Source organism: Mesorhizobium sp. M0140 (genome assembly GCF_040322475.1).
Classification (GTDB): Bacteria; Pseudomonadota; Alphaproteobacteria; order Rhizobiales; family Rhizobiaceae; genus Mesorhizobium.
In genome coordinates this window covers 1-25,863 of sequence record NZ_JAMYTM010000030.1, presented here as the reverse complement: position 1 = coordinate 25,863, position 25,863 = coordinate 1, and the positions used below count along the sequence as shown (strand labels likewise).

22 protein-coding genes are annotated in these 25,863 nt (G+C 64.3%); 7 read left to right on the top strand and 15 right to left on the bottom strand.

Translation table 11 applies throughout. The features are described from left to right. Window positions 1-68 precede the first annotated feature (68 nt). Complete coding sequence (locus NKJ37_RS25180; RefSeq protein ID WP_023810748.1) at window positions 69-1,070, top strand: LLM class flavin-dependent oxidoreductase; 1,002 nt, start codon at window positions 69-71, stop codon at window positions 1,068-1,070. Between the two features lie 33 nt (window positions 1,071-1,103). On the opposite strand, the gene NKJ37_RS25175 is transcribed toward NKJ37_RS25180, so the two are convergent. Continuing rightward, window positions 1,104-2,123 carry a LacI family DNA-binding transcriptional regulator gene (locus NKJ37_RS25175; RefSeq protein WP_352673003.1) on the bottom strand — a complete coding sequence of 340 codons (1,020 nt, stop codon included), beginning with the start codon at window positions 2,121-2,123 and terminating at the stop codon, window positions 1,104-1,106. Window positions 2,124-2,343: 220 nt separating this feature from the next. On the opposite strand from NKJ37_RS25175, the gene NKJ37_RS25170 reads away from it, so the two are divergent. From NKJ37_RS25170 to NKJ37_RS25160, 3 genes are read left to right on the top strand one after another with little or no spacing between them, the layout of a single operon-like run. Then, a complete protein-coding gene (locus tag NKJ37_RS25170) occupies window positions 2,344-3,927 on the top strand; it encodes a sugar ABC transporter ATP-binding protein (RefSeq protein WP_352775439.1) in 1,584 nt (527 codons plus the stop codon). Next, window positions 3,924-5,240 carry an ABC transporter permease gene (locus NKJ37_RS25165; RefSeq protein WP_352720854.1) on the top strand — a complete coding sequence of 439 codons (1,317 nt, stop codon included), beginning with the start codon at window positions 3,924-3,926 and terminating at the stop codon, window positions 5,238-5,240. The genes NKJ37_RS25170 and NKJ37_RS25165 overlap by 4 nt, the downstream gene beginning before the upstream one ends. Continuing rightward, complete coding sequence (locus NKJ37_RS25160; protein WP_023810744.1) at window positions 5,237-6,205, top strand: substrate-binding domain-containing protein; 969 nt, start codon at window positions 5,237-5,239, stop codon at window positions 6,203-6,205. The genes NKJ37_RS25165 and NKJ37_RS25160 overlap by 4 nt, the downstream gene beginning before the upstream one ends. 40 nt (window positions 6,206-6,245) lie before the next feature. On the opposite strand, the gene NKJ37_RS25155 is transcribed toward NKJ37_RS25160, so the two are convergent. Genes NKJ37_RS25155 through NKJ37_RS25130 form a run of 6 tightly spaced genes read right to left on the bottom strand, consistent with a single transcriptional unit; the run spans window position 6,246 to window position 13,394 of the window. Then, window positions 6,246-6,707 (bottom strand): MarR family winged helix-turn-helix transcriptional regulator, encoded by a 462-nt coding sequence (locus NKJ37_RS25155; RefSeq protein WP_352775435.1) that lies wholly within the window; start codon window positions 6,705-6,707, stop codon window positions 6,246-6,248. Next, the gene (locus tag NKJ37_RS25150; protein WP_352775432.1) at window positions 6,704-7,288 is read right to left on the bottom strand and encodes an amino acid synthesis family protein; all 585 of its coding nucleotides are present in this window, start codon (window positions 7,286-7,288) and stop codon (window positions 6,704-6,706) included. The genes NKJ37_RS25155 and NKJ37_RS25150 overlap by 4 nt, the downstream gene beginning before the upstream one ends. Further along, window positions 7,281-8,165 (bottom strand): UPF0280 family protein, encoded by an 885-nt coding sequence (locus NKJ37_RS25145; RefSeq protein WP_352775429.1) that lies wholly within the window; start codon window positions 8,163-8,165, stop codon window positions 7,281-7,283. Before NKJ37_RS25145 ends, NKJ37_RS25150 begins: the two co-directional genes overlap by 8 nt. Next, on the bottom strand, window positions 8,165-9,706 hold the full coding sequence (locus tag NKJ37_RS25140) for a 6-hydroxynicotinate reductase (protein WP_352440582.1): 1,542 nt from the start codon (window positions 9,704-9,706) through the stop codon (window positions 8,165-8,167). The genes NKJ37_RS25145 and NKJ37_RS25140 overlap by 1 nt, the downstream gene beginning before the upstream one ends. Continuing rightward, entirely contained in the window at window positions 9,703-12,537 is a 2,835-nt protein-coding gene (locus tag NKJ37_RS25135; protein ID WP_352775426.1) for a molybdopterin-dependent oxidoreductase, read from the bottom strand. The genes NKJ37_RS25140 and NKJ37_RS25135 overlap by 4 nt, the downstream gene beginning before the upstream one ends. Next, on the bottom strand, window positions 12,534-13,394 hold the full coding sequence (locus NKJ37_RS25130) for an FAD binding domain-containing protein (RefSeq protein ID WP_128304201.1): 861 nt from the start codon (window positions 13,392-13,394) through the stop codon (window positions 12,534-12,536). The genes NKJ37_RS25135 and NKJ37_RS25130 overlap by 4 nt, the downstream gene beginning before the upstream one ends. A 246-nt stretch (window positions 13,395-13,640) precedes the next feature. Here NKJ37_RS25130 and pncA point away from each other — a divergent pair, with 246 nt between their 5' ends. Then, a complete protein-coding gene (gene pncA, locus NKJ37_RS25125; RefSeq protein WP_352775423.1) occupies window positions 13,641-14,255 on the top strand; it encodes a bifunctional nicotinamidase/pyrazinamidase in 615 nt (204 codons plus the stop codon). A 157-nt stretch (window positions 14,256-14,412) separates the two neighbouring features. Next, entirely contained in the window at window positions 14,413-15,846 is a 1,434-nt protein-coding gene (locus NKJ37_RS25120; protein WP_352775421.1) for a sodium:proton antiporter, read from the top strand. Here the strand turns inward: NKJ37_RS25120 and NKJ37_RS25115 are convergent, their stop codons facing one another. From NKJ37_RS25115 to gcvA, 8 genes are all read right to left on the bottom strand, one after another. Beyond that, on the bottom strand, window positions 15,847-16,581 hold the full coding sequence (locus tag NKJ37_RS25115; protein WP_352775418.1) for an ABC transporter ATP-binding protein: 735 nt from the start codon (window positions 16,579-16,581) through the stop codon (window positions 15,847-15,849). Further along, complete coding sequence (locus NKJ37_RS25110) at window positions 16,578-17,306, bottom strand: ABC transporter ATP-binding protein (protein ID WP_352775415.1); 729 nt, start codon at window positions 17,304-17,306, stop codon at window positions 16,578-16,580. Before NKJ37_RS25110 ends, NKJ37_RS25115 begins: the two co-directional genes overlap by 4 nt. Continuing rightward, complete coding sequence (locus tag NKJ37_RS25105) at window positions 17,303-18,265, bottom strand: branched-chain amino acid ABC transporter permease (RefSeq protein ID WP_352440576.1); 963 nt, start codon at window positions 18,263-18,265, stop codon at window positions 17,303-17,305. The genes NKJ37_RS25110 and NKJ37_RS25105 overlap by 4 nt, the downstream gene beginning before the upstream one ends. Then, on the bottom strand, window positions 18,262-19,143 hold the full coding sequence (locus NKJ37_RS25100) for a branched-chain amino acid ABC transporter permease (RefSeq protein WP_352720833.1): 882 nt from the start codon (window positions 19,141-19,143) through the stop codon (window positions 18,262-18,264). Before NKJ37_RS25100 ends, NKJ37_RS25105 begins: the two co-directional genes overlap by 4 nt. A 215-nt stretch (window positions 19,144-19,358) precedes the next feature. Beyond that, window positions 19,359-20,663 (bottom strand): ABC transporter substrate-binding protein, encoded by a 1,305-nt coding sequence (locus NKJ37_RS25095; RefSeq protein ID WP_128304207.1) that lies wholly within the window; start codon window positions 20,661-20,663, stop codon window positions 19,359-19,361. A 128-nt stretch (window positions 20,664-20,791) separates the two neighbouring features. Next, on the bottom strand, window positions 20,792-22,240 hold the full coding sequence (locus NKJ37_RS25090; protein ID WP_352751918.1) for a hypothetical protein: 1,449 nt from the start codon (window positions 22,238-22,240) through the stop codon (window positions 20,792-20,794). 197 nt (window positions 22,241-22,437) lie between these two features. After that, window positions 22,438-23,742, bottom strand: coding sequence for a nicotinate phosphoribosyltransferase (gene pncB, locus NKJ37_RS25085; RefSeq protein ID WP_128304209.1), 1,305 nt, complete (start codon window positions 23,740-23,742; stop codon window positions 22,438-22,440). A 136-nt stretch (window positions 23,743-23,878) separates the two neighbouring features. Then, entirely contained in the window at window positions 23,879-24,853 is a 975-nt protein-coding gene (gcvA, locus tag NKJ37_RS25080; protein ID WP_352751915.1) for a transcriptional regulator GcvA, read from the bottom strand. A gap of 267 nt (window positions 24,854-25,120) precedes the next feature. Here gcvA and NKJ37_RS25075 point away from each other — a divergent pair. Then, window positions 25,121-25,863: arginase family protein (locus NKJ37_RS25075; RefSeq protein WP_352775412.1), on the top strand; the 743-nt coding region annotated here is incomplete at its 3' end.

The window sequence follows — 25,863 nt, the reverse complement described above, 5'->3', positions numbered from 1 at the left end:
TCAATATTTTTGAATTTGCGGCGCCGCCGGATGCTTCCTACATGCGGTCCTGACACAGGATCCCACCCATGACCGCTCTTTCCGTTCTCGACCTGTCGCCGATCGTCGAAGGCAGCGATGCCTCGCAGTCGCTGGCCAACTCGCTCGATCTTGCCCGCCATGCCGAGCGCCTGGGCTACAAGCGTTTCTGGCTGGCCGAGCATCACAACATGCCGGGTATCGCCAGCGCGGCCACAGCCGTCGTCATTGCCCATGTCGCCGGCGGCACCAAGACCATTCGCGTCGGCGCCGGCGGTATCATGCTGCCCAACCATTCGCCGCTGGTGATTGCCGAGCAGTTCGGCACGCTGGCCGCCTTGCATCCGGGCCGCATCGATCTCGGCATCGGCCGGGCGCCCGGCACCGACATGGGCACCGCCCGTGCCTTGCGCCGCAATCTCGAGGCCGGGGTCGACAATTTCCCTCAGGATGTCGTCGAGCTGATGGGCTATTTCCAGCCGGCCGAGGAGGGCCAGCGCATCCGAGCCGTGCCCGGCGAAGGCCAGGACGTGCCGGTCTGGATCCTTGGCTCCAGCCTCTACGGCGCGCAGCTCGCCGCCATGCTCGGCCTGCCCTACGCCTTCGCTTCGCATTTCGCGCCGGCGGAGCTGGATCACGCGCTGGATGTCTACCGCTCGCGCTTCCAGCCGTCCGAGCAGCTCGACAAGCCGCATGTCATGCTTGGCCTCAATGTCTTCGCCGCGCCCACCGATGCGGAGGCCCGTTTGTTGTTCACCTCGCTGCAACAGGCTTTCGTCAATCTGCGCACCGGTCGGGCCGGCCGGCTGCCGCCACCTGTCGAGAACTATGACCGCGATCTCGATCCCATGGCAAAGACAATGCTCGGCCAGGCATTGTCCTGCGCCGTCGTAGGCTCCCCGGAAACGGTGCGGCAAGGCATCGATGCCTTCGTGCGCCGCACCGGCGCCGACGAACTGATGGTCACCGCGCAGATTTTTGATCATGCGGCGCGGGTGCGATCGTTCGAGATCCTGGCCGAGGCGCACAAATCCCTGTCGCAGGCGGCCTGACAACTCCTGGTACGAATATACGCTGGCGAAAGACTACGCGCTTACGCTCTGCGCCATCGCCCCGAGCGGGCGGCATGAATTGCGGATCATCAGCCTACCCTTGAGCAAAAGCTTGCGCGGCGGCGCGTCCCTGTTGCCGGCGAGACGGTCGAGAAGCAGATTGGCCGCCTGTTCTCCGATCGCCTGCACCGGCTGGGCCACCGTGGTCAACTGCGGCTGGAACACGTCGGACCATGGAAAGTCGTCGAAGCAGGCGACCGAAATGTCTTCCGGGCAGGACAGGCCGATGTCGCGGATCGCCTTCATGGTGCCGATCACCATCGGGTTGTTGGCCGAGAAGATAGCACTTGGCCGATCATGCGAGGAAAGCATCTGCATGGTTTCGGTATAGCCGTCGATCTCATGGAAATTGCCGAAGCGGATCAGTTCTTCGGCGATCGGCAGGCCGGCGGCGTGAAGCGCCTCGCGATATCCTGCCATGCGGTCATGCATCGGCGAGATGTCCGAGGTGCCGGTGATGTAACCGATGCGCCGGTGGCCGAGATTGATCAGATAGGTGATGGCGTCGAACACCGCGCGCTGGTTGTCCAGCACCACGGCATCGGTGTCGACGCCTTTGCAGATACGATCGAGCAGCACGACCGGCACGTTGGCGTCGTCGACGATCCGCTTGAGGATCGCGCCGTCGCCGACGCGCGCCACGATCAGCCCGTCGACCATGCGGTCGAGCAGCAGCCTGATCTGGTCGTCCTGGGTGTTCAAATCCTCGTCCGTGCAGCACAGCATGACGGCATAGCCGGCCCGGTCGAAGGCCTGCTGGATGACCGAGACGACATCGGTGAAGAACGGGTTGGTGATGTGCGGCACGGTCAGTCCGATGGTGCGGGTCGTGCCCATCTTCAGGCTGCGGGCGATCGCGTTGCGCTTGTAGCCGATATCGCGGATCGCCTGCTCGATGCGCTGGCTAAGCTCCGGGCTGACCGTCGCCGTGCCATTGATCAGCGCCGAAACGGTGGCGACAGAAACACGCGCCGCTTCAGCCACATGAAGCATGGTGGGCGCGGTGGATTTGCGGTGTCTTTTTTGCCCTGACGCTGTCATTTTCGAAACGTTTCGCCACCCCTGCTGGCCAATACGTACGGAATCCTGTCCTTTTAAGCAAGAATCGAATTGCATCAAACGCCCGGCACCTTATATCGGCTTGACATGATCGAAACGTTTAGATTAGCGTTTGCGGGAAATTGACGACGACGGAAGGGAGGCCGCTATTGTCATGCAAGAGAGCAATTCCCTTTCCCCGCAGCACGGTGCGGCTGATCGGTCGGACACCGTTCTGAGTGCCGAGCGCATTTCCAAGAGCTTCGGCGGCATCGCCGCGCTTGTCGATGTAGGCTTTGAGCTGCGTCGCGGCGAGGTTCATGCCTTGATGGGCGAGAACGGCGCCGGCAAGTCGACGCTGATGAAAATCCTCTCCGGCGTCTATACCGGCTATGAAGGCACGGTCAGCGTCGATGGCCGCCCCGTCAGCTTCGCCGGAGTGCGCGATGCCGAGGATGCCGGCATCGCCATCATTCATCAGGAACTCAACCTGGTGCCCGAACTCAGCGTCGCCGACAACATCTTCCTCGGCCGCGAGAAGCTGATCGCAGGGCTGATCGTCGACCGCAAGGCAAGCAGCCGCGCGGCGGGTGCTTTGTTGCAGCGGCTCGGCATCGAACTCGATCCGCAAGCCCGCGTCGGCGCCCTGCGTGTCGGCGAGCAGCAGCTGGTCGAGATCGCCAAGGCGCTGTCGATGTCGGCACGCATCCTGATCATGGACGAGCCGACCTCGGCGCTTTCGCCGGCCGAATGCCAGCGGCTGTTCCGCATCATCCGCCAGCTTGCCGAGAGCGGTGTCGCCATCGTCTACATCTCGCACCGCATCGACGAGGTCATGCATCTGGCCGGCCGCGTCACCGTGTTTCGCGACGGACGCCATGTGCTGACCGAGCCGATGGCCAGGCTCGACGAAGATGCGATCATTTCGGCGATGGTCGGCCGCAACCTGCTTGCTTCCTCCCAGGAAGAGCGCCACTCCGGCGGCAAGATCGTGCTTTCGGTCGAAAACCTGTCGCTGTCGAAGCGCGATGCGCATGGCTGGCGCACGGTGATCGACGGCGTCGGCTTCGATCTTGCCGCCGGAGAGATCCTCGGCATTGGCGGGCTGCTGGGTTCGGGCCGCACCGAGATCCTGGAAGCGATCTTCGGTTCGAGCGATGGCCGCACCGGCGGCGAAATCCACGTCGGCGGCCAGCCCGTGGATATCCGTTCGCCGCGCGATGCAAGGCGGCTGGGCATCGCGCTGGTCACCGAGGATCGCAAGACGCAAGGGTTGCATCTGCAGGCTTCGATCGCGGACAATGTCGCGCTGCCGCTGGTCGGCTCGCTGGCCCGCTTCGGCATCCGCTCGCTGGCCGGCGAGCAGGGGCTGGCGCGGCAGGCGGTCAGGGCCCTCGGCATCCGCTGCCGGGACATCGACCAGCCCGCCGGTACGCTGTCGGGCGGCAACCAGCAGAAAGTTGTCATCGGCAAATGGCTGGCGACGAAGCCGAGGGTGCTGTTGCTCGACGAGCCGACGCGCGGCATCGATGTCGGCGCCAAGCGCGAGATCTACGACCTGATCTTCAGGCTGGCGCGCGACGGCCTCGCCATCGCCGTCATCAGCTCCGAACTGCCGGAGCTTTTGCATCTCTCCGACCGCATCCTGGTGATGGCCGATGGCCGCCAGACAGGCATTCTTTCCCGCGATGCGGCCAGCGAGGAGGCTATCATGCGTCTCGCCGCCCCGTGCCGGACCATATCGAGACCAGCCGCATGACTGCCCTGAAACTCCTGTCCCGGACCAAACTCTATTGGGGCCTGATCGCCATCTTCCTGATCGGCGTGCTGGGCTCGCCGATGAGTTCGAAGGGCAACAACATCTTCCTCTCCTACGGCAATCTGCTCGACGTGCTGCGCCAGGTGTCGACCACCGGCCTGATCGCCACCGGCATGACGGCTGTCATCATCACCGGCGGCATCGATCTCTCCGTCGGCTCGCTGATGGCCATCTGCTCGGTGGTCTGCGCCATGCTGCTGACGGTTCCTGGCGTGACGCCGGGCGTCGTGCTGGGCGTGCCGACCGTCGCGCTGGTGGCGCTTTGCCTCGGTTTCGTCGTCACCCGCTTCATTTTCCAGAACCTGGCAAAATCCCGTGCCGGCGCCGACCTCCTCCGTGAGATCAAGTTGGACGGGATTCGCGGCCTGGTCACGCCCGCCGTCGTCGGCGTGGTCCTGTGCTGCCTGTCGCTGTGGTTTCTGCTGCCGCAGATCGAGCCGAAATTCGGCGTGCTCGGCGTGCTGCTGGTGGCGCCATGCGTCGGCTTGCTGTTCGGCGCGCTCAACGGCTTCATCATCGTTGCCGGGCGGCTGCAACCCTTCATCGTCACCTTGGCGATGATGGTGACGGCGCTCGGCATCGCCCGGCTGACCGCCGGCCAGAACAATGCGGTGCTGCCGGTCTATACCGGCTCCAACGCGACCGCCGATTTCGAGATCCTGCGCTCGCTGGTGTTCGGCATCATCCCGATGCCGGGCCTGTTCTTCCTCGGCGCCATCCTGATCTATGGCGCGGTGCTGCGCTTCACGCCGTTCGGCCGCTATGTCTACGCCATCGGCGGCAACGAGGAGGCGGCGCGCCTCTCCGGCATCGCCGCCGGCCGCGTCAAGATCGCTACCTATGCTGTCTCCGGGCTGCTCGCCGGCATCGCCGCCGTGCTCTATGTCGCGCAGTACCGGCAAGGCAAGCCGGATGCCGGCGCCGGGCTGGAGCTCGATGCCATCGCCGCCGTGGTCATCGGCGGCACCAGCCTGATGGGCGGCCGCGGCAGTCTCACCGGCACGTTCTGCGGCGTGCTGATCTTCGGCCTGCTCTCCAACATCCTGCAGCTCCACAACATCAATTCGAACCTTCAGCTGGTGCTGAAGGGGATGATCATCATCGGCACCGTGCTCGTGCAGGAGCGCAATGCCGGTGATCTCCTGGCCTATCTGCGCCTGCCCGGCGGGCAATCGGCGCACAAGGAAACGGCCGCGGCAAAGCGGCCGTCGCAAGAGACACCGTCTCTCAATCTCGGAGGAAACAAAAAATGAAACGACGTGACATGCTGAAGCTTGCCGCCCTGACCGCGGCGCTGCTGACCACCACCGCGCTTCTGACCACCGGCAATGCCTTCGCCCAGGACAAGAAGTGGAAGATCGGCTTCTCGCAGGTGACGACCATCGAGCCCTGGCGCGCGCAGTTCAACAAGGACATCCTGGCCGAAGCCGCCAAGCATCCCGAGGTCGAACTGATCATCACCGACGGCGAGGACAAGACCGAAAAGCAGGTCGCCGATGTCGAGAACCTGATCCGCCAGGAGGTCGATGCGCTGTTGGTGTCACCGAAGGAATCTGCCGGCTTGACCGGCGTCGTGCAGCAGGCGATCGACGCCAAGATCCCGGTCTTCGTGCTCGACCGCAATGTCGACACCAAGGACTACACGCAGTTCGTCGGCGGCGACAACGCGCTGATCGGTCGCGCGGCCGGCGAATATGCCGTCGAACTGCTTGGCGGCAAGGGCAAGGCTGCAGGCAACGTCGTCGAGATCTGGGGCGGCATGGGCACCCAGCCGGCGCATGACCGCCATGACGGTTTCCATGAATTCACCGACAAGGAACCGGGCATCAAATATCTGCTCGACCAGCAATCGGGCGACTGGAAGCAGGACCAGGCCTACAATCTGATGGCCAACGCGCTGAAGAGCAACGAGAAGATCGATCTCGTTTACGGCCACAACGACCCGATGGCCTATGGCGCCTATCTCGCCGCCAAGGATGTCGGCCGCGAGAAGGACATCAAGTTCATCGGCATCGACGGCCTGCCCAATGAAGGCGTGCAGATGGTGAACAAGGGCGAGCTGACGGCGACCTTCACCTATGTCACTCCCGGCGCCGAAGGCCTGCGCCAGGCGATCAAGTTCCTCAACGGCGAGAAGGTCGAAAAGACCATCACTCTGCCGACCGAGAAGATCACCAAGGAAAACGCCGCCCAAGTGCTGAAGGACAACGGCCTCTGAGCCAAGCTTCCTGCCGGGTGCCTTTTTGGCGCCCGGCGGTCTAAGCCAGCTTCACCAGCAGCTTCATGAAGGTGGCGATCTCCTTGGCGGAGAGCGGCGCCAGCGTCTCCTGGGTGATCTCGCGCGCCAGCGGGATCAGGCGCTCGATCGCATGGCGGCCTGCCGCGGTCAGATTGACCAGAAGCCGTCTTTTGTCGACCTCGTGCCTGGAAAGCTCGACCAGGCCGCGCGCCTTCAGCCGGTCGATGACGCCCTTGACCGTCGCCGCATCCATGGCGATCAGCGTGCCGAGCTGGTTCTGCGAGGTCTCGCCGACGTCCCGCAGCTTGGCAAGTGCTGCAAATTGCGGCGGCGTCAGGTCGCCGATATGCGCGGCAAAGATCGCGACATGGCGCTGATGCGCCTTGCGCAGGATGAAGCCGACCTGCTCCTGCAGGAGGTAATCCTGGTCGTCCGGGGTCTCGACCTCGACCAGCTTGAGCAGATTGTCCTCGCCGCTCACCGCAAGCCATCCCAGGCTTTGATGTCATCGGCCGCGAGACCACCCATGCGATCGTGGATGCGGGGGCCACAGGTCATGGCGAGGCAGAACAGGATCTCGTCGGGGCGCGGACCATCGGACATGCCGACTTCCATGGCGTCGAAATGGCTGCGCACATAGGCTGCGTTGATGTGGCCGAGCGGCACGTCGAGCTTCGAACCGAAAGCGCCGACCTTCTTGGCCGACGGCACGATCGCCTTGGCGTCGCCGAGCCGCTCGCGCATGGCGTAGCCGCCGGGCACATGCCACAGCGCACCGTGCTCCAACTCGCCCGCCGCGCCGACAATGGCGCCTTTGCCGTAGCCGTCGATCTGCTTGACGTCGCCGCCGAGCGCCGCGATCAGCCGGTCGGCGAGCAGCAAGCCGAGCGGCTTGAGATCGTCCATGGCGCTCTGCAGCTCCTCGACATAGCGCCCGGCGAACGGATTTTTCACGAGCGCCATGGCGGCGGCGCGGCGGCGCGGCACCTGGGCCACCGGCCCGCCCTCGTGAAAGATCTCTTCGATCAGCACCGCGATCTTGCGGATTGGAAACTCAGGCATGGGCAACTTCCTCCCTCGAACTTTTGTTGGGCGCGGCAAGCGCAACCGAGCCACTGATGCGGGCCTCACCGCCAAGAAACAGCGCCGATCCGGCAATCAGGCCGCGCCGGCGAAAATCTTCGGCGACGGCAAGGCCATTGTCCAGCGCCCGCGCCACTTCGCCAAGGGCAAGCGTGCCGACACCATGTGTCACCAGGCGCGCGCCGAGATCGCTGTCGGGCGACAATTCATGTGCGGGAATGCGCTTGATGGCGGGATTGCCGGGCAGGTCCACCGCGTTGGCAATGAGGGTCGCTGCCGCATCTGCCTCGGCGCCGGTCCGCGCGAGCACGGTGACGGCGTCGGCAATGCCAAGCGAGAAGGAGCGGCCGCGCCAGCCGCTGGTGGCAACGCCACGAACGCCATCTTCCGCGCGGATCGTGATCCGGTCGGCCATGCCGTTGCCGGTGCCGGCGACCGCCAATCCCATCGACTGTCCCCTGCCGATATGGATTGCGCAGTCGCCACCGTTGTTGACATAGGCGCGATCGAGCTTGCGACCCTCAAGCAATGCGGCGAGCATTTCGTCGGCTACCGATCCCGCGACGGCGGCCATCGGTGTTATGAAGCATTCCGCCAGGGGCATGACGGCTGCCTCCATGCGGCGCGCCGTCGGGCCGGCGAATGTGCGCGGCGCCAGGAAAAACGCCGGCAGCCGCAATTCGGGGAGTTCCTCGACCAGCTCCATCAGGATCGTCTGGAACCGCGCTACGGCTTGTTCATAGGCTCGGCGGCATTCATCCGCCTCACCAAAAACCTCGACGATCAGGTCGATCGGCCCGTGGTTGAGATGCAGCCGCCTGCCGTCCTGCAGCCAATGGGCTTGCGGACCTTGCATCACCCGGCCCCGTTCGGGCCGGCACGACGTAGCTGCGCGAGTGGCGGCCATGGATTGTTGGCTTCGGCGCCGGTGCCGCGGCGCGGATTCAGGTACTCACCGCCTTTTGCGACAATGTCCTCGACGCTGCGTATCTCGGCCTCGTAGCCGCCGAGCCTGACATAGTCGTCGCGGCGCAGCGTGAACTCGATCGGGGCCACCAGCGCCGGCGTCGGCACATAGCCGAAGGCGCCTTCCGGCACTCGTGTGACATCGACCATCAGCGTGATGCCGCCGCCCGGCCAAACATAGACCGGCGCGCCGCCGACCGTCACATAGGTCTTCAGGCCCTGAACCGAGCGGGTGAGATTGACCGGGTTTTCGGTGACGCCGGCCCGCAGCGAACCGCCGGCACCGCCGATGAACAGCACCGTGCACAAAGCCGGCTCGCAATTGTCCTCGATCAGGCCGACCGACTTTTGCAGCCGTTCGGGGAAAGGTTTTTGCACCGGTTTCAGCTCGTCATCGAGCTCGTAATAGGCGAACTGCTCGCCGGTGGTCGACACCATCAGCAGCGACAGACCCGGCCGCGCGCCTTTCTTGGCGTTCCACTCGCCGAGGATCGACAGTGGGTCGGAAATGCTGGTGCCGCCCCAGCCGAGACCGGGTTCGGAGACCTTGAAATAGCGGCCCGGCGTCGAACGGCGACCAATGATCTTGATGCCCGTATCCTGCCAGCCCAGAACCTTGCCAGCCTGGTGCTCGGAAACGACGCCGGTGATGTGGTCGTCGACCACCACCACCTCGTCGACCAGGCCGCGCCATTGCGTGGCGAACATGCCGATGGTCGCCGAGCCGCAGCCGACGCGCATGCGGTGTTCCTGCTTGCCGTCGATGACAGGCGCCTTGCCGGCTTCGACTGTTATGGTGGCGCCGCCGTCGATGGCCAGTTCCACCGGCTTGCGGTTGCACAGATTGAGCAGAGCGTCGCAGGTGGCGCGGCCCTCGGCCTTGGAGCCGCCGGTCAGGTGATGCACACCGCCCAGCGACAGCATCTGCGAGCCATATTCTCCCGTCGTGACATGGCCGATCGCTTCGCCTTGCGATCGCACGACAGCCGTTTCGGGTCCGATATGACGGTCGGTGTCGATCTTCACCTTGACGCCGCAATACGAAAAAATGCCTTCGGTGACCACGGTCACGAGATCGACGCCTTCGACTTCCTGGCTGACGATGAACGGGGCCGGCTTGTAGTCGGGATAGGTGGTGCCGGCGCCGATTGCCGTGACGAAGCGGCGGCCGGTGTTGACCAGTTCGCCGTCCCAGGCCTCGCCTTCGGCAATGAACGGCACGATTGCCGCGCCGGTCTCGGCCGCATGGTCGAGGATCGTCAGCGGGTCCATCCGCACGATCCTGCCGCCGACATTGCCGTAGCGGTCGCAGGCGCCCGTGCGCCCATCCGCGATGTAGCACATCACCGGACAGGCATCGCAGCGGATCTTCTCCGCCACCAGCTTCTCGCCGGGATCATGGGTTTCGAAGCGTTCGGCAAGCTCGCTCATCGGCGTGCCTCCTTTTCGCGGATGCCATCTTTTTCGCGGATGCCAGCGCGGATACGCGTCGGCGTCGCCGGTATCTTGGTGACCAGGACGCCGGTGGCGTGGCGGATGGCATTGAGGATTGCCGGTGCCGTCGGGATCAGCACATGCTCGCCCAAACCCTTGGCACCGAAGGGTCCTTCCGGGTCCGGAACTTCAATGAGAATGGTCTCGATCGGCGGCACGTCGCCAATGGTCGGGATGAGATAGTCGTGCAGATTCTCGGTGCGGCCGGGGATGTACTCTTCCATCAGCGCCATGCCGATGCCTTGCGCGATACCGCCTTCGATCTGGCCCTCGGCCAGCAGCGGGTTGATCGCCTTGCCGACATCGTGCGCGGCGGTGATTTTCAGCAGCTTCACCGTGCCGAGCTTGAGGTCGACCTCCAGTTCGGCGATCTGCGCGCCATAGCCGTAAACGGCATAGGGCTTGCCCTGTCCTTTGGCATCGAGCGGCAGTGTCGGCGGATCGTAGGTCTCCTCAGCACGGAAGACGAAGCCTTCGGTATCCACATCCAATGTCGCGAGATCGATGCGGCGCGTGGCTTCGCCTTCGCGGATGACGATCGCGGGGCCGTCGAGTTGCAGGGCTGCGTTTTCGGAAACATTGGCAAATCGCAGGATCTTTTCGCGCAAGGCGCGGCCGGCCTTTTCGGCTGCCTTGCCGGTGACGAAAGTCTGGCGCGAGGCCGAGGTCTTGCCGGCGTCGGGAGTGATGGCTGTGTCGGCGCTCTTCAGTTGGAATTTCTCCAACGGCAGGCCGAGAGCGTCGGCGCAGATCTGGGTGATGACGGTGTTGGAACCCTGGCCGATATCGACGGCGCCCTGGTGCAGGATGACCGCGCCGTCGGCCGCGATGCCGACCCGGATTGTCGACGGGTTGGGCAGCGAGGTGTTGCCGCAGCCATACCAGCAGGACGCGACGCCAACGCCGCGCTTTCTATCCCTGTTGGCACTGTTGAATGCATCCGCATCAGCCGTCGCGCGCACCCAATGCGGCTGCAGCGATTCGAGGCATTCGGCAATGCCGACGCCGGACTCCAGAAGCTGCCCGGTAACCGTTTCGGAACCGTTCCGAAGGCAGTTCCTTAAGCGGAAGTCGAGCCGGTCCATGCCGAGTTTGCCGGCCAGCTCGTCATAGAGCGTCTCCTGCATGATCGTCGCCTGCGGCACGCCGAAGCCGCGGAAGGCACCGGAAATTGGCCCATGCGTGTGAATGGCGCGGCCTTCGGCGCGGTAATTCGGCGTCGCGTAGGGTCCGGAGGCGTGCACCGGCACGCGGTTGGCCACGGTAGGGCCCCAGCTTGCATAGGCGCCGGTGTTGAAGTCACCTTCGAAGATCATGCCGGTGACAAGGCCGTCGGCATCGGCGCCGATGGTCGCTTTCATCCCGGCCGGATGGCGCTTGGTGGTCGACATCATCGATTCGTTGCGGGTGTAGGCGAGTGCCGCCGGCCGCCCCGTCTTCAGCGCCACCAGGCCGATCAGCGGCTGCAACGAAACGTCGAGTTTGGAACCGAAACCGCCGCCGGTCGCGGTCGGCACGATGCGCACCTTGTCGACGGCAAGGCCGAGCACCTTCGCCGTCTCGTCGCGGTCCATATAGGGCGCCTGGGTGCAGGCGACGACGACCAGCGTGTCGCCGTCCAGATAGGCATAGCCGGCTTCCGGTTCGATATAGGCGTGCTCGACATAGGAGGTGTCGATGGCGCCGGACACGGTGAACGCAGCGCCGGCAAGCGCCGTCTCGGGGTCGCCGCGTTCGACCAGGCCGGAGGTGAGCAGGTTCGCCGGCCGACTTTCATGGATCAGCGCCGCACCTTCGGCCTGCGCTTCGGCGGGTTGCAGAAAATGCGGCAGTTCGCTCCAGCGGATAGGAAAATCCGACAGGTCGAGATCGAGGATCGCCTCGCGCTCGCCGGCGACCAGCGCCACCGCCTCGCCGCGAAGACGAGTAAAACCTTCGGCCAGCGCCGGCTGGTCGGCGAATGGGCCGATAGCGCCGAAACAGTTTTTTCCCGGAATGTCGGCGGCGGTGAAGACCCCGGCGATGCCAGGATGCTGTTTCGCCCAGCCGTCGAGGTCGCCGAAGGCGAAACTGGCGTGATAATGCGGCGAGCGGACCACCAGCACGGCCAGCGCATCGGCGGGGAAGGAATCGCCGCCGAATTTCTCAGCCCCGGTGACCTTCGGCACGCCGTCGAGTCGGATCGGCGAGGAGCCGATCGCGTGGCCGGATGGAGGCAAGCGGAAATCCAGGCTTACTGCCTGCACGGAGGCATCCATCACCGCGGCAATGATCTTCCGGTAGCCGGTGCAGCGGCACAGAATTCCGCCGAGCGCGTCCTGTACCTCGACCTCGGTGGGGCTCGCCTTCTTCTCCAGCAACGCCGTCGCCGCAACCAACAGGGCGGGCGTGCAGATCCCGCACTGCGCGGCGCCGTAGGCGAGGAAAGAGGCCTGCAACGCCGACAGCCGGCCGTTGGAAAGCCCTTCGACTGTCGTCACCGATGCGCCGGCAGCGGAAGCCGCCGGCATCAGGCAGGCGCAGACGGGATCGCCGTCGACCAGCACCGTACAGGCGCCGCAATCGCCGGCATCGCAGCCGACCTTGGTGCCGGTCAGCCCCAGTTCGTCGCGCAGCACCAGAGACAGCCGGCGCAGCGGCGGCACATTGACCGAGACGGCGGCGCCGTTGACCTCGAAGACGATATCGGCGCGCGCAGCGCCGAAGCCTGGCTGGGCACTGCTCGGATCGGGCAAGGCTTCACGCGCGTCAGGCTGAATTTGGCTCATGCCGCCACCTCTTCGCCAGTCGTCCGGCCCACAGCCGCGAGCACGGCGCGGGCAACAATCTCGCGCACCGCATCGAGCCGGTATTCGGCGCTGCCGCGCACATCGGCGATCGGCGACAGTTCGCTCATCGGCGCGGACAGGACCGCAAAGGCAAGTCCGCCATCCGCCGGCAGCCCGCACAACGCGGCTTCGACGCCGGCCAGCCGCCTGGCCACCACCGAGCAGGAGCCGGCGGCGACCGCCGCTTGCCGGACAAGGCCGTTTTCGACGACCAGACGTGCCGCCACCATGGCAATGGAAATGACGAGATAACGGCGCGCGCCGAGCTTGACGAAAGCCGACATGCCCGTAGCAGCGGGTCTCGGCACGCGGATGGCCGTGACCATCTCACCGGGCAGCAGAGCCGTTCGGCGGTTGCCGAGAATGAAGTCCTGCAGCGGCAGGTGCCGCGTGGCTGCCACCGAGCGCAGCTCGACCTCGGCATCGAGGACGAGCAGGGCAGGCACACCGTCGGCGGCCGGCGACGCGTTGCAGACATTGCCGGCGACCGAGGCGACGTTCTGGATCTGCACCGAGCCGACCTCGCGCGCCGCCTGTTTCAAGGCATCGAAGGCCGGCGGCAAGGGGTGGCGGACGATGTCGGTCCAGGTCGTGCGCGCGCCTATGACGAAATGGTCGCTCGTCTCGGCAATGCCGCGCAGCGAACCCAGGCCGTTAATGTCGAGAACATTGTCGCGGAAGGGTTTGCTGCCCTGTGCCGGATAGAAATCGGTGCCGCCGGCAAGGATGCGCCAGGCGCCCTCGCCAAGCAAAGCGAGCGCTTCGTCGACCGAGGTGGGTTTCGCGTAACGGATCACGCTTTGCCTTCCAGAAAAGGAACTTTCCGAATCCGGTATTTCCGGCGTTCAAGCCGAGAAATTCATTCGTATGCAAATGATATCAAGCCCGCAGGATTTGTCAAAGCCGGAGTTTGCAGCGACCCGGCCGGCACGCATTTGTTATGTCGCGAGAGGTTGACGCCGCCGGCCATCTGGTCAAGTTTCTGCGTCCGGTCGCGTCAGCGGCATTTTCCACTGGAGCCTGCATACGGAAGAGGAAAGCCCATGGCCGACGAAGCGCTTGTCGTCATCGACCTGCAGAACGATTTTTGTCCGGGCGGCGCGCTGGCGATTGCTGGCGGCGATGAGATCGTGCCGCTGGTCAACGACCTGATCCGGCGAACCGACCATGTCGTGCTGACGCAGGACTGGCATCCCGCCGGTCACTCCAGCTTTGCTTCGAGCCATCCGGGCGCGCATCCCTTCACCATGATCGAGATGCCGTACGGCCAGCAGACGCTGTGGCCGGACCACTGCATCCAGGGCAGCTTGGGCTCCGATTTCCATTCCGGCCTCGCCTGGACCAAGGCCGAACTCGTCATCCGCAAGGGATTCCGGCCTGATATCGACAGCTACTCGGCCTTCTTCGAAAACGATCGCACGACACAGACCGGCCTTGCCGGCTACCTCCGGGAGCGCGGCATCGACACGCTGACCCTGGTCGGGCTGGCGACCGATTTCTGCGTCGGCTTTTCGGCGCTGGACGCCGTTAGCCAGGGCTTCAAAACCACAGTGCGGCTCGATGCCTGCCGCGGCATCGATCTCAACGGTTCGCTCAATGCCATGCTGCAGCGCATGCGCGACGCCGGCGTGACGCTCGAAGACCCTTTGTCGGATTGAACGGCCGTTGGGCAAGCACCCCCTCACCCGGATTGCCAGCCGAATTGCGAAGGGCAATTCGGGGCAATCCGACCTCTCCCCGAGCGGAGAGAAGGCTGCCGGCGCCGAAGCTCGTCTCTTCTCCCCAGCGGGGAGAAGGTGGCCGCGTAGCGGCCGGATGAGGGGGCCTTTCTCGTACGCGATCCCATGCGCTGTAACAGTTTTCGCAATACTGTTTCCTGGAACAGCTTTTGCCGCCGAAGACCACGGCCTGCCCGGCGCTTCGATGTCGCTGTGGTGGACGCTGCCCTTTGCCGGGCTGCTGTTGTCGATCGCCACCGGTCCGCTGCTGTTTCCTCATGTCTGGGAGCATCACTACGGCAAGATCGCGGCCCTTTGGGGCGCTCTGGTGGTCCTGCCGCTGGCGGTTGCCTTCGGTGTCCCCACAGCGACCGAAGCGGTGCTGCATGCGTTGCTCACCGAATACATGTCGTTCATCATCCTGCTGTTTGCGCTGTTCACCATTTCGGGCGGCATTCTCATTGCCGGCAACATTCACGGCACGCCGCTGGTGAATGCCGGCCTGCTGCTGGTCGGCGCGCTGCTGGCCTCGGTGATCGGCACGACCGGTGCCTCGATGATCCTGATCCGGCCGATCATCCGCGCCAATGATAACAGGCCGTTCAACGCCCATGTTGTCATCTTCTTCATCTTCCTCGTCTCCAACATCGGCGGCTCGCTGACACCTTTGGGTGACCCGCCTTTGTTCGTCGGTTTCCTCAGAGGCGTCGATTTCTTCTGGACGACCGCCAACCTCTGGCGCGAAACGCTGTTCGTCGGCGGCGTCGTGCTGGCCGTCTTCCTGGGCATCGACATCATCCTGCACCGGCGCGAGGCTGGCGCGCCGAAGATCAAGGATCCGACACCGGATACCAAGGTGCGTCTGCGCGGCCTGGCCAACCTTCCGCTGCTGGCGGACGTGATCGGCGCCATCCTGCTGTCGGCGGCCTGGAAGCCGGGCGTCAGCTTCTCCGTGTTCGGGGTCAGCCTGGAACTGCAGAATCTGGTGCGCGACGCTCTCATCCTGGCGCTTGCCCTCGTTTCACTTGCCATTTCGCGCAAGGAATACCGCGAAGCCAACGGCTTCAACTGGGGTCCGATATCAGAGGTGGCCAAATTGTTTGCCGGCATCTTCATCTGCATCGTGCCGGTCGTCGCTATCCTGAGGGCCGGCCATGAGGGCGCGCTGGCGCCGTTGGTCGCCCTCGTCACTTCGCCCTCGGGAGGGCCCAATGACCTCGCCTATTTCTGGCTGACCGGGGCGCTGTCATCCTTCCTCGACAATGCGCCGACCTATCTGGTGTTTTTCGAGCTTGCCGGCGGCGACCCCCGGCACCTGATGACGGAATTCGCCTCGACTTTGGCGGCGATCTCCGCAGGCGCGGTGTTCATGGGCGCCAACACCTATATCGGCAATGCGCCGAACTTCATGGTCTATGCCATCGCCAGGCATCGCGGCGTCAAGATGCCGGGCTTTTTCGGCTATATGGCATGGTCGGGCCTGGTGCTGATCCCGACATTTTTGGGTGCGGGTTTTCTGTTCTTCGGCTGATCAGCCCACGCCGACATAACGGCGCACCGCCGACGGGTCGGCACGCAATTCCTCGACATCGACCGTCTCGCGATTGCGGCCGTTTTCGATGAAGGCAACATGGTCGGCGACAGAGAGCACCGCATCGACACGCTGTTCGACCAGGATGGTCGAAACGCCCATGTCGCGCAGCTTCGACACCGTCTCGCGGATCTTGGCGATCATCGACGGCATCAGCCCTTCGGTAGGCTCGTCGAGCAGCAGCACCTGCGGTTCGAGACAGAGCGCGCGCGCCATCGCCAGCATCTGCTGCTCGCCGCCGGACAGCGTACCGGAGCGCTGCCTCAGCCGCTGGCGCAACAGCGGAAAGAGGCCGAGCACATTTTCACGCGTCGCCTTGCCCTTGCCGCGCGCCATCAGGCCGATCTCGATGTTTTCCGCCACCGTCATCTCGGCGAACAGCCGCCTTCCCTGCGGCACATAGGCGACGCCGGCCTTGGGCACTTCATGTGCCGGTAGCCGAGTCAATTCCTGACCGTCGAGCCTGATCGAGCCGGCGCTCGAGGGAACCAGCCCCATGATGGCTTTGAGCGTCGTCGTCTTGCCGGCGCCGTTGCGGCCGAACAGGCACAGCACCTCGCCCTTGTTCAGCATCAGGTCGAGGCCATAGAGCACCTGGACCTCGCCATAGAAGCAGTCGAGCCCCGAGATGGTGAGTGCTTGAGACGTCGCCTCGGCCTTGTCTGTCTCGGTCATGGGGCGGTCCCCAGATAGGCTTCCTGCACCGCCACGTTGTCGCGGATTGCTTCGGGCGTGCCTTCGGCGAGGATCCTGCCGGCGTTGAAGACGGTGATGCGGTCGGCCAGTTGCATGACCACGGGCATGTTGTGCTCGATCAGAAGCACGGTGGCGTTTTTGGCGATCTCGCGCACCAACGTGATGAAATTGTCGATCTCAGAGTCGGCCAGGCCTTGCGTCGGTTCGTCGAGGATCAGCAGGCGCGGCTTCAGCGCCAGGCCCATCGCCACTTCCAGCAGGCGCTGATGGCCGTAGGACAATTGGCCGGCCGGCATGTGGGCACGATCGGCCAGGCCGGTGCGTTCGAGTGCTGACATGACAGCGGCCTGTATCGCGCTCTTGGAATGGCTGCCATGCCGCAGCGTCAGTTGCGCGGGCAGCGCGACGTTGGCGTAAACGGACAGGTTGGCATAGACGCTGGTGAGCTGGAAGGTGTAGGCGATGCCTCTGCGCACCCTGACATAGGCAGGCAGATTGGTGATGTCGGCGCCATCGAAGACGATCATGCCGGCAGACGGCTGGATGCGGCCGCTGACCAGGCTGACGAAGGTGGTTTTCCCCGCCCCGTTGGGGCCGATGACGGCGCGGATTTCGCCCGGCATCAGCGCGAAATCGACATTGTCGACGGCGCGCAAGCCGCCAAAGTTGCGCGACAGGCCCTTGGTGGTCAAAAGCGGCATCATGGCAGCCACCCGAGCCAGCGCTGGCGGATGCTGCCCAGAATGCCCTTTGGGAAAAACAGCACCAAAAGGATGAGCGCGATGCCGACGATCAGCAGATAGGCGGAGGTGTAGCCGCTGGTGATGTCGATGACATAGTACATGAACAGCGTGCCGATCAGCGGCCCAAGCGTCGTGGCAGCACCCCCCAGCAGCACCCACAGCAGCGGCAGGATCGAATACTGCACCGAAGCGAAGCTCGATCCGACATAGCCGAACAGCAGTGCATAGGCGGCGCCCGAGGCCGCGCAGATGATGCCGGAGATGACGACGGCGGCGAGCTTGTTGGAGAAAGTGTCGTATCCCAGCATCTTCGTCCGCTCCTCGTTCTCGCGGATGGCGACCAGCACGCGGCCATAGCGGGAGCGGACCATGGCCAACTTGACGAGAAGGACGATCGAAAACAGCCCGAGCGCTGTCAAGTAGCGCACCGTTGGATTGGTGAGCTCGAGCGATGTCGTGCCGAAGCTAAGCACCCGCGCCGGCTGCGGGACGACCATGCCCTGGTCGCCGCCAGTCCACGTCGCGAAATAAAGAATGAGGAGATAAAAAACCTGGGCGAACATCATGGTGACGATCATGAAGGCGACACCCGTGGTGCGCAGCGCCAGCAGGCCGATCACCAGCGCCAGGAGCGCACCGCAGGCAATCCCAGCGGCAAATGCCGCTGGTACGCCCCAGCCAAGCTGGATGACGGCAAGGCCGGCGCCATAGAGACCGGCGGAGAAGAACATGGCATGGCCAAGGCTGAGCAGGCCGACATAGCCGAACAGCATGTTGTAGCCCATGGCGAACACCGCCAGCACCATGATGCGGGCGAGCAGGCCGTGATAATACTCCGGCAAAAGGAAGCTCAGCACGAAGAGCAGCGCGATGACGCCGAGATGCAAGGCATAGGCTTTTGCCGGCGAAGCTTCGCTCATCGCGATGCCGTCCCGAACAGGCCTTGCGGGCGGAACACCAGCACCATGGCGACCAGCAGCGTTGCGATGATCTTGGCCAAAGTCGGCGAGAAGAACATCGAGATGATGCCGTCGGAGAGGCCGATCAGCACGGCGGCGACGACCGTGCCGCGCAGCGAGCCGAGGCCGCCGATGATGACGACGATGAAGGAGAGCAGCAGCGGATCCTGTCCCATCAGATAATGCGCCTGGCTGATCGGCACGATCAGCACCGCGGCAATGGCCGCCAGCATGGCGCCGAGCGCGAAGACGCAGCCATAGACACGGCCGACAGGGATGCCGAAGGCTTGCGCCGTCTCGCTGTCATACTGCGTGGCGCGCATGACGAGGCCGATCCTGGTGCGCGTCAGCACCAGCCATGTCGCGGTGAGCAGCAGCGCGGAAGCGGCGATAACAGACAGTTTGTAGCCGGAGTAACCGAACCAAGGCAAAAGGATGCGGTAGCTGAACGGCGGCTCCACCGGCCGCGCCTCCGGGCCGTAAAAAGTCAGCGCCAATTGCTGGATGATGTAGAGCATGCCGATGGTGGCGACGATGGTGGCTTCCGGATTGTAATTGAGCCGGCGCAGCACCAGCCGTTCGGCGACCAGCGCAATGGCGCCGACGATCAGCGGCGCAATCACCAGCGCCGCCAGGAAGCCGAGCACAGGGTGACCGCCGATGGCCGTGGTGATCGCCCAGGCGAGCACCGCGCCCAGCATGAAGAACTCGCCATGCGCGACATTGACCACCCGCATGACGCCGAACACCAGGGACAGCCCGAGCGCGGTCAGCGCCAGCACCGCGGATGTGACGAGGCCTTCGAGGGCGGCGAGGAGAAGGTGGGGACCGAAGTGCATCGGCTACGCACCGGCGGATGCGCGAGGCACCCCCCTCTGTCCTGCCGGACATCTCCCCCGCAAGGGGGGAGATTGGATGTCCTCACTGGTTTCGCCAACCATCAACGCTCGCAGATGGGCGCCGCCGCACGAACTGCCGATCTCCCCCCATGCGGGGGAGATGTCCGGCAGGACAGAGGGGGGTGCCTTGGCGCTCACGCTGCTGAAGCTAAGCCTCACAGCGCCTGCGTCGTATAATCCCCCTCGGCCTCGTAAAGCCCGTCCTCGATCTTGGTCTTGTGCACGACCTTGAGCTTGCCGCCCTCGACCTTGGAGATGTTCTGGATGCCAAAGCACTGGTGGATCTTGCCGTTGAAGGTTTTCGGCCCCTGCGGATGCTCGGCACCTTCGGCGAATTCGGTCAGGGCTTCGGTCGCCTCGACCAGCTTGGCGCGGTCTTCCGGTCCCTTGTAGCCGGCATCTTCCATCGCCTTCTTGACGACGTAGAGCGTCTCCCAGCAGCCGAACATGTGCGCGGCAGTGGAGACGTCCTTGGGGTCTCCGACGGCGGCGCCATTGTCGTCGATGCCGACAGCAGCGCGATAGGCCTTCTGCGCTTCGGAATCATCGGCCTGGGCATAGCGCGGCGAGCCTTCCCAGAAATGGCTGCCGTCGAGGAATTCGAGGCCGGGGCTGTTGATGTCGGTGGCCTCGAGCGAATCGATGAAGCCGAACAGTTGCGGCCGGTTGGAGCCGTAGAACTCGCCGAGCTCCTTGACGAAGGTGAGCACGGCCGGGCCGACCATGACGTGGTAGATCACCTCGGTCTCGGCCGGGATCTGCGGGAAGTATTTGGTGAAGGACGATTCCGTCGGCGGGATGGCTATCTGCGCGATGACCTCGGCGCCTTGCGCCTTCAGTGCCGGCGGCAGGTAGTCGCGATGGTCGTAGCCGAAGGCGAAATCGGGGAAGATCTGCGTCACCTTCTTGCCGGCATTGGCCGCGATCCACGGCGCCATCGACTGGATCTGGCTCTTCACGTCGGTGATGCCGGGCTGGAAGACATAGCGGTTCAGCTTTGTCGAGGCGACGTGATGGCCTTCGCTGACGACGAAATAGGGCATCTTGTTTTCGCCGGCGGCGGGCGCCGAGCCGATGACGACATGCGAGAACAGCGTGCCGAAGACGATGTCGGTCTTGTGCTGAGTGGCGAACTTGCCGACCACCTCGGCGCCACGGCCGGGATCGGTGCCGTCGTCCTCGATGATCACCTCGACCTGGCGGCCGTTGATGCCGCCGGCGGCATTGATCGCCTTGACCGCGGCAGCCGTGGTCTTCTCGTACCAGCGGCCGTAGGCAGCGCCGATGCCGGTGCGGTGCGACTGGAAGCCGATCTTGATCGGCGCCGAGCTCTGCGCCTGGGAATAGCGGACGAAGCCGGGGGCCAGGCCGAGGCCGGCGCCCGCGGCCAGACCCTTCAGCGCCGTGCGGCGGGTGAGCGTGGATCTGGAGAGATCGAAAAACCCATTCTTGTCAGTCACGGCAGTTCCCCTGTTCTTGAGTTTTGACTGGCTGTAACGAGGCAAAAAATCGCATGTATACAAACTAAATCACCAAAGCCCCGACGTGGCAAGCGGGCTTTCCCCGAAGGTATGTTGGTCGCCTTTTCTCACCCTGTGGTCGGCGTGGCAAGCAACCAGAGGCCGAAGACGGTGTAGGCGATCATCAGCAAGGTGAGCGGGAGCTGGCTGAGTGCCGCGCGGGAGGGCTGTGGGTGCAGGCGCCAGGCGAAGCCGTGAGCGACGAGGACGGCGAGCACATGGCCCAGGATGATGGCGCCGGCCTGGATATTCCACAGCCACCACGCAGAGTCCGCCCCCGCAACGATGCCGGTCTCGATCTGCATGTCGGCGGTGTCGAACAGGTTCCAGCCCATCGCGAACGGATCGGAAAGTGCCGCGAGCGCATATTGGCCGTCGACGAGCAGCGCCGTCAGATAATGCGCAACGTGATAGGCGAGCGCGATCGGCACGATCGACCACACCAGCAGGCCTGCGGCCTGGCCGAGAGTGTGATCGCTGCCGGCAAGACGCTGGCCGAGCCGGACGGCAAGCAGGAACACCGCGGCCAGCAGCGCGAATGTCAGGATCAGCCCGAAAGTGCCGCTGCCGATCAGCGCGGTGCGGCCGGGAAATTCGAGTGGGTTGATACCGAACAGGCCGAGCCAGAAGAAGGTCTTCGACAGGCCGTCGAAGGATACCGACGACAGGGCTAGTAGCAGGAAAGCTATGCCGCTGGCCGGCAAGGGCTCCGCGGCCAGCAGCTTGGCGCCGGGCCAGCACAGGCCAAGCCGGCCATCTTGGCTGCGTTCGACCATGGCAAAGCGCGCCACCATCGAGAAGAAGACCGTCAGGAATTCACCGCTGCGGCTCCAGCCGCGATAGCCGAACGCCAGCATGGCGAGGAAAGAGAACAGCCAATATAGGCCGGCGGCAAAAGCCAGCCGTGCCGGATCGTCGGGCGCCGGATCGATGAGTTCGAACCAGGCGAAGGCGAAGAACAGGATGGCAGCCGGCCAGCAGCCGACCCATCGGGGCAGGCGCCATGCTCCGTGATCCCCGGTCCCGAACAGGCGCGAGGTGAGACGCCATGGTCCATACCAGGGGTTCAGCCATGACCAGAGATCGCCGAAGAGGCCTTGCAACAGCGTGAGGCCAGCCCAGAGCAAGGTCCAGATCACCAGGGGCAGCGGGTTGGAAAGCGGGTCGCGGCTGCCGAAAAGGCCGGCGGCGATGAGAATTGCAAAGCCGGCGAAGGATAGCAGGCTGATGGCGGCGCGGGTGGCGTCTCTGAGGGCAAACAACGGCAGGCGCCGGCGCCAGAAACGGTCGAGCAAATCCGCAGGCAGCAGCGCCAGCACGAGGAAGCTGATGGCCACGCCGAAGGCGCCGCCGACCAGATAGTAGCCGGTCGGCAGGAGCAGGACGTGGCCACGGTCGGAGGCGTGCGCGGAGGCGGGGGTGGGGAGGGATACGAATAAGCAGATGAAGCTTGTGATCAAGAGGCGATAACCTTCGCCGCCACGATCCTTCACACCCCCCTCTGCCCTGCCGGCCATCTCCCCCGCAAAGGGGGAGATCGGATGTCGCTCAGGCTTTCGCCAATCTTCAACTTCGGAGAAAAAGGCGGACTGGTCGAAGCGGCCAATCTCCCCCCTTGCGGGGGAGATGTCCGGCAGGACAGAGGGGGGTGTGCGGGAACTCAAGCTATCCGAGATTCCATCTTTGCAGGCGATGCCAGGAGCCCCATCACCCCTCACACCTTGACCAATTGCTCCACGCGGTCCTTCTCGCCAAAGATCCTGAGATACCGCTCGATCTCTTTCACATCGCCGGTCGCCTTGGCCGGATTGTCGGAAAGCTTGACCGCTGGCCTGCCATTGGCCTCGGTGACCTTGCAAACCAGCGATATGGCGTCGAGGCTGTTGGTTTCCGTCGGCGCGCAGCCTTCGAAATCATTGGTCAGATTGGTGCCCCAGCCGAAGGACATACGCACCTTGCCCTTGAAGTGGCGATAGGTCTCCTCGATCGTCTCGACCTCGAGCCCGTCCGAGAAGATCAACAGCTTCTGCTTGGGATCCTTGCCCTTGTCGCGCCACCAGGACAGGATTTTTTCGCCGCCTTCGATCGGCGGCGCGCTGTCGGGGCGAAAGCCCGTCCAGTCGGCCACCCAGTCCGGCGCGTCGCGCAGGAATGAGGCGGTGCCGAAGGCGTCGGGCAGCACGATCAGCAGATTGCCGCCATAGTAGCGCTGCCAGTCCTGCAGCACCTTGTAGGGCGACTGTCTCAGTTCTTTTTCCGAGTCGGCAAGCGCGGCGAACACCATAGGCAGCTCATGTGCATTGGTGCCGAGCGCTTCGAGGTCGTTGTCCATGGCCAGCAGCACGTTGGAAGTGCCGGTGAACGCCTCGCCGATGCCTTCCTTCAGCGCCTCGACGCACCAGCGCTGCCACAGGAAGGAATGGCGCCGGCGCGTGCCGAAGTCCGAGATGCGGATGCCGGGCAGCGCCTTCAGCCGCTCGGTCTTGGCCCACATCTTGGACTTGGCGCGGGCATAGAGCACGTCGAGCGCGAAAGGCCCGAACGCCCGCATCGCCGCGCGAGATCGGAGTTCATTGATGATGGCGAGCGCCGGGATTTCCCACAGCGTGGTGTACATCCACGGCCCGCTGAAGGTCAGCTCATACTGCCCGTCGCGCTTCGACAGCTCATATTCGGGCAGCCGGAACCCTTCCAGCCAGGCGAGGAACTCCGGTTCGAAGATCTGCTTGCGGCCGTAGAAATTGTTACCGCCGAGCCAGATCATCTCCTTCTTGGAGAAGCGCAAGGTGCGGGCATGGTCGAGCTGTTCGCGCAGTTCGCCCTCGTCGATCTCGTCGGCAAGGCGCACCGAGGTCGAGCGGTTGATCAGCGAGAAGGTGGTGTCGACCTTGGGATACATGCCCCAGATCATCTGCAGCATCAAAAGCTTGTAGAAATCCGTGTCGAGCAGACTACGCACGATCGGATCGAGCTTCCAGGTGTGATTGTAGACGCGCCGCGCAATATCGGTCTTAGCCATGTTTCAACACCGCCTTCGCTGCCTGCCATCCACAATCGCGACAGGCCTCATAGCATCGAATCGGCCGGAACGCTGCCCGCTTTCAGGCTGGCCCGACAAAAAGAGCTGCCTGCATGCGGCGGCGCGCAGCCTGGCATCAGCTTGCGGATTTGCCGCCCATCACCCTGAGCGCCGGACGCTTGCGGCGGCTGGCGATGCGACCGGCAACCGGGGCGTCGGCGCGCCCGTCATCCCCGGCCTTCTCGGCGAACAGCCAGTCGATGAACACCTGCACGATCGGTGTCGCCCGCATCTCGTTGCGGCAGACGACATAGAAATCGTCGACCGCCGGCACCGACAGGCTGAACGGCGCGACCAGCATGCCCCTGGCCAGCAGCGCGCTTGCCGTCACCGAGTCGCCCAGCGCCACGCCATGGCCGTGCACCGCCGCCTCGGTCGCCATGCGCGCATCGCCGAGGTGATGGCGGCGACCCCGCTCCAGGTCCAGCGCATCGGCCGCCGCCAGCCAGGTGTGCCATTCGCGGCCGTCGTCGCCATGCAGGAAGACATGGTCAGCGAGATCCCTGACGCTGCGGATCGGGCGGTTGTTGATCAAGGTAGGGCTGACCACGGGGAACAGTTCGAGGCCCGACCATTTGCGCATCCAGCAATCGGTCCAGCTGCCGTCGCCATAGTGCACGCAGACATCGATGTTGGGCGCCCGCAGATCCCTGGGGTCGTTCGAGGGGATAAGCGTCAGCCTTATGTCGGGATATTGCGCCATGAAACTGCCGAGCCGCGGTGTCATCCACAGCAACAGCAGCGCCGGCACGCAGGAGACTGAAAGTGTGCCGCTGCTCGCCGGCCTTGTCATGCGCTGCGTGGCGGCAGCGATGCTGTCGAAGGCGGCCGATACCGCCGGCAGCAGTTCAGCGCCATGCGGTGTCGGTTTGACCCGCTGGCCGACCCGCTCGAACAGCTTGACGCCGAGCGACTGCTCGAGCGCCTTGATCTGGTGGCTGATGGCGCCATGCGTGACGTTCAGCTCACTCGCCGCCTTGGTCAGCGAGCCATGCCGGGCCGTTGCCTCGAAGGCGCGCAGCGGATTGAGGGGCGGCAGGCGTTTGGCCATGGGCATCCATCGAAGCACGATCCCGAAAAGTGGAGGCCGGTTTTCGGATGAGATCGTGCTCAGGGTTGATTGTGAGATTTTCTCACAGAAAACACCTTAACAATATCAATTGATTTTTCAATGCCGCTGCCAGACACTTGAGCCCGGAACAGCTTCAAGACGTAAAATCTGCAGGCAGCCAGCGGGACGGCGACCCGGCCGGAAGACGGTCGGTCCGCCGGGTATCCCCAACGGTGGCACTGCATCAGCCCGGCAGGAGGAGCGGACATGGGATACGATCGCGGCAAGCTCGACGCGCTGCGTCGCAAATATGGCGAGAGCCATGGCGGCGAAATGTTCGACCCGAAGTTCCGCAAGGTCGCCGACAAGATCTTTTCCAAGAGCGGTACAAGGCTGGCGCCCTATTCCGGCATCCCGACCTTCCTCGCCGCGCCCTACCGCGAAATATCGGCCGACAATCCGGATTTCGGCGATTTGCAGGTGGCGATGATCGGCGTGCCGATGGATCTCGGCGTCACCAACCGGCCAGGCTCGCGCTTTGGGCCAAGGGCGCTGCGCGCCATCGAGCGCATCGGCCCCTACAATCACGTGCTGGAATGCGCCCCGACTCATGAACTTCGTGTCGCCGACATCGGCGACACGCCGTTCCGCAGCCGCTACCGGCTGGAGATCAGCCATGAGGATATCGAGCGCCGCACCAACCAGATCGTCGACGCCGGGGTCATTCCGCTGTCGATCGGCGGCGACCATTCGATCAGCCATCCGATCCTGAAGGCCGTCGGCAAGAAAGCTCCGGTCGGCCTGATCCATATCGACGCCCATTGCGACACCAGTGGCCTGTTCGACATGACCAAGTTCCACCATGGTGGACCGTTCCGCAACGCGGTGCTCGACGGCGTGCTCGATCCGACGCGCACCATCCAGATCGGCATCCGCGGCTCCGCCGAATATCTGTGGGAGTTCACCTACGAGTCCGGCATGACCGTGGTGCATGCCGAAGAGGTGACCGG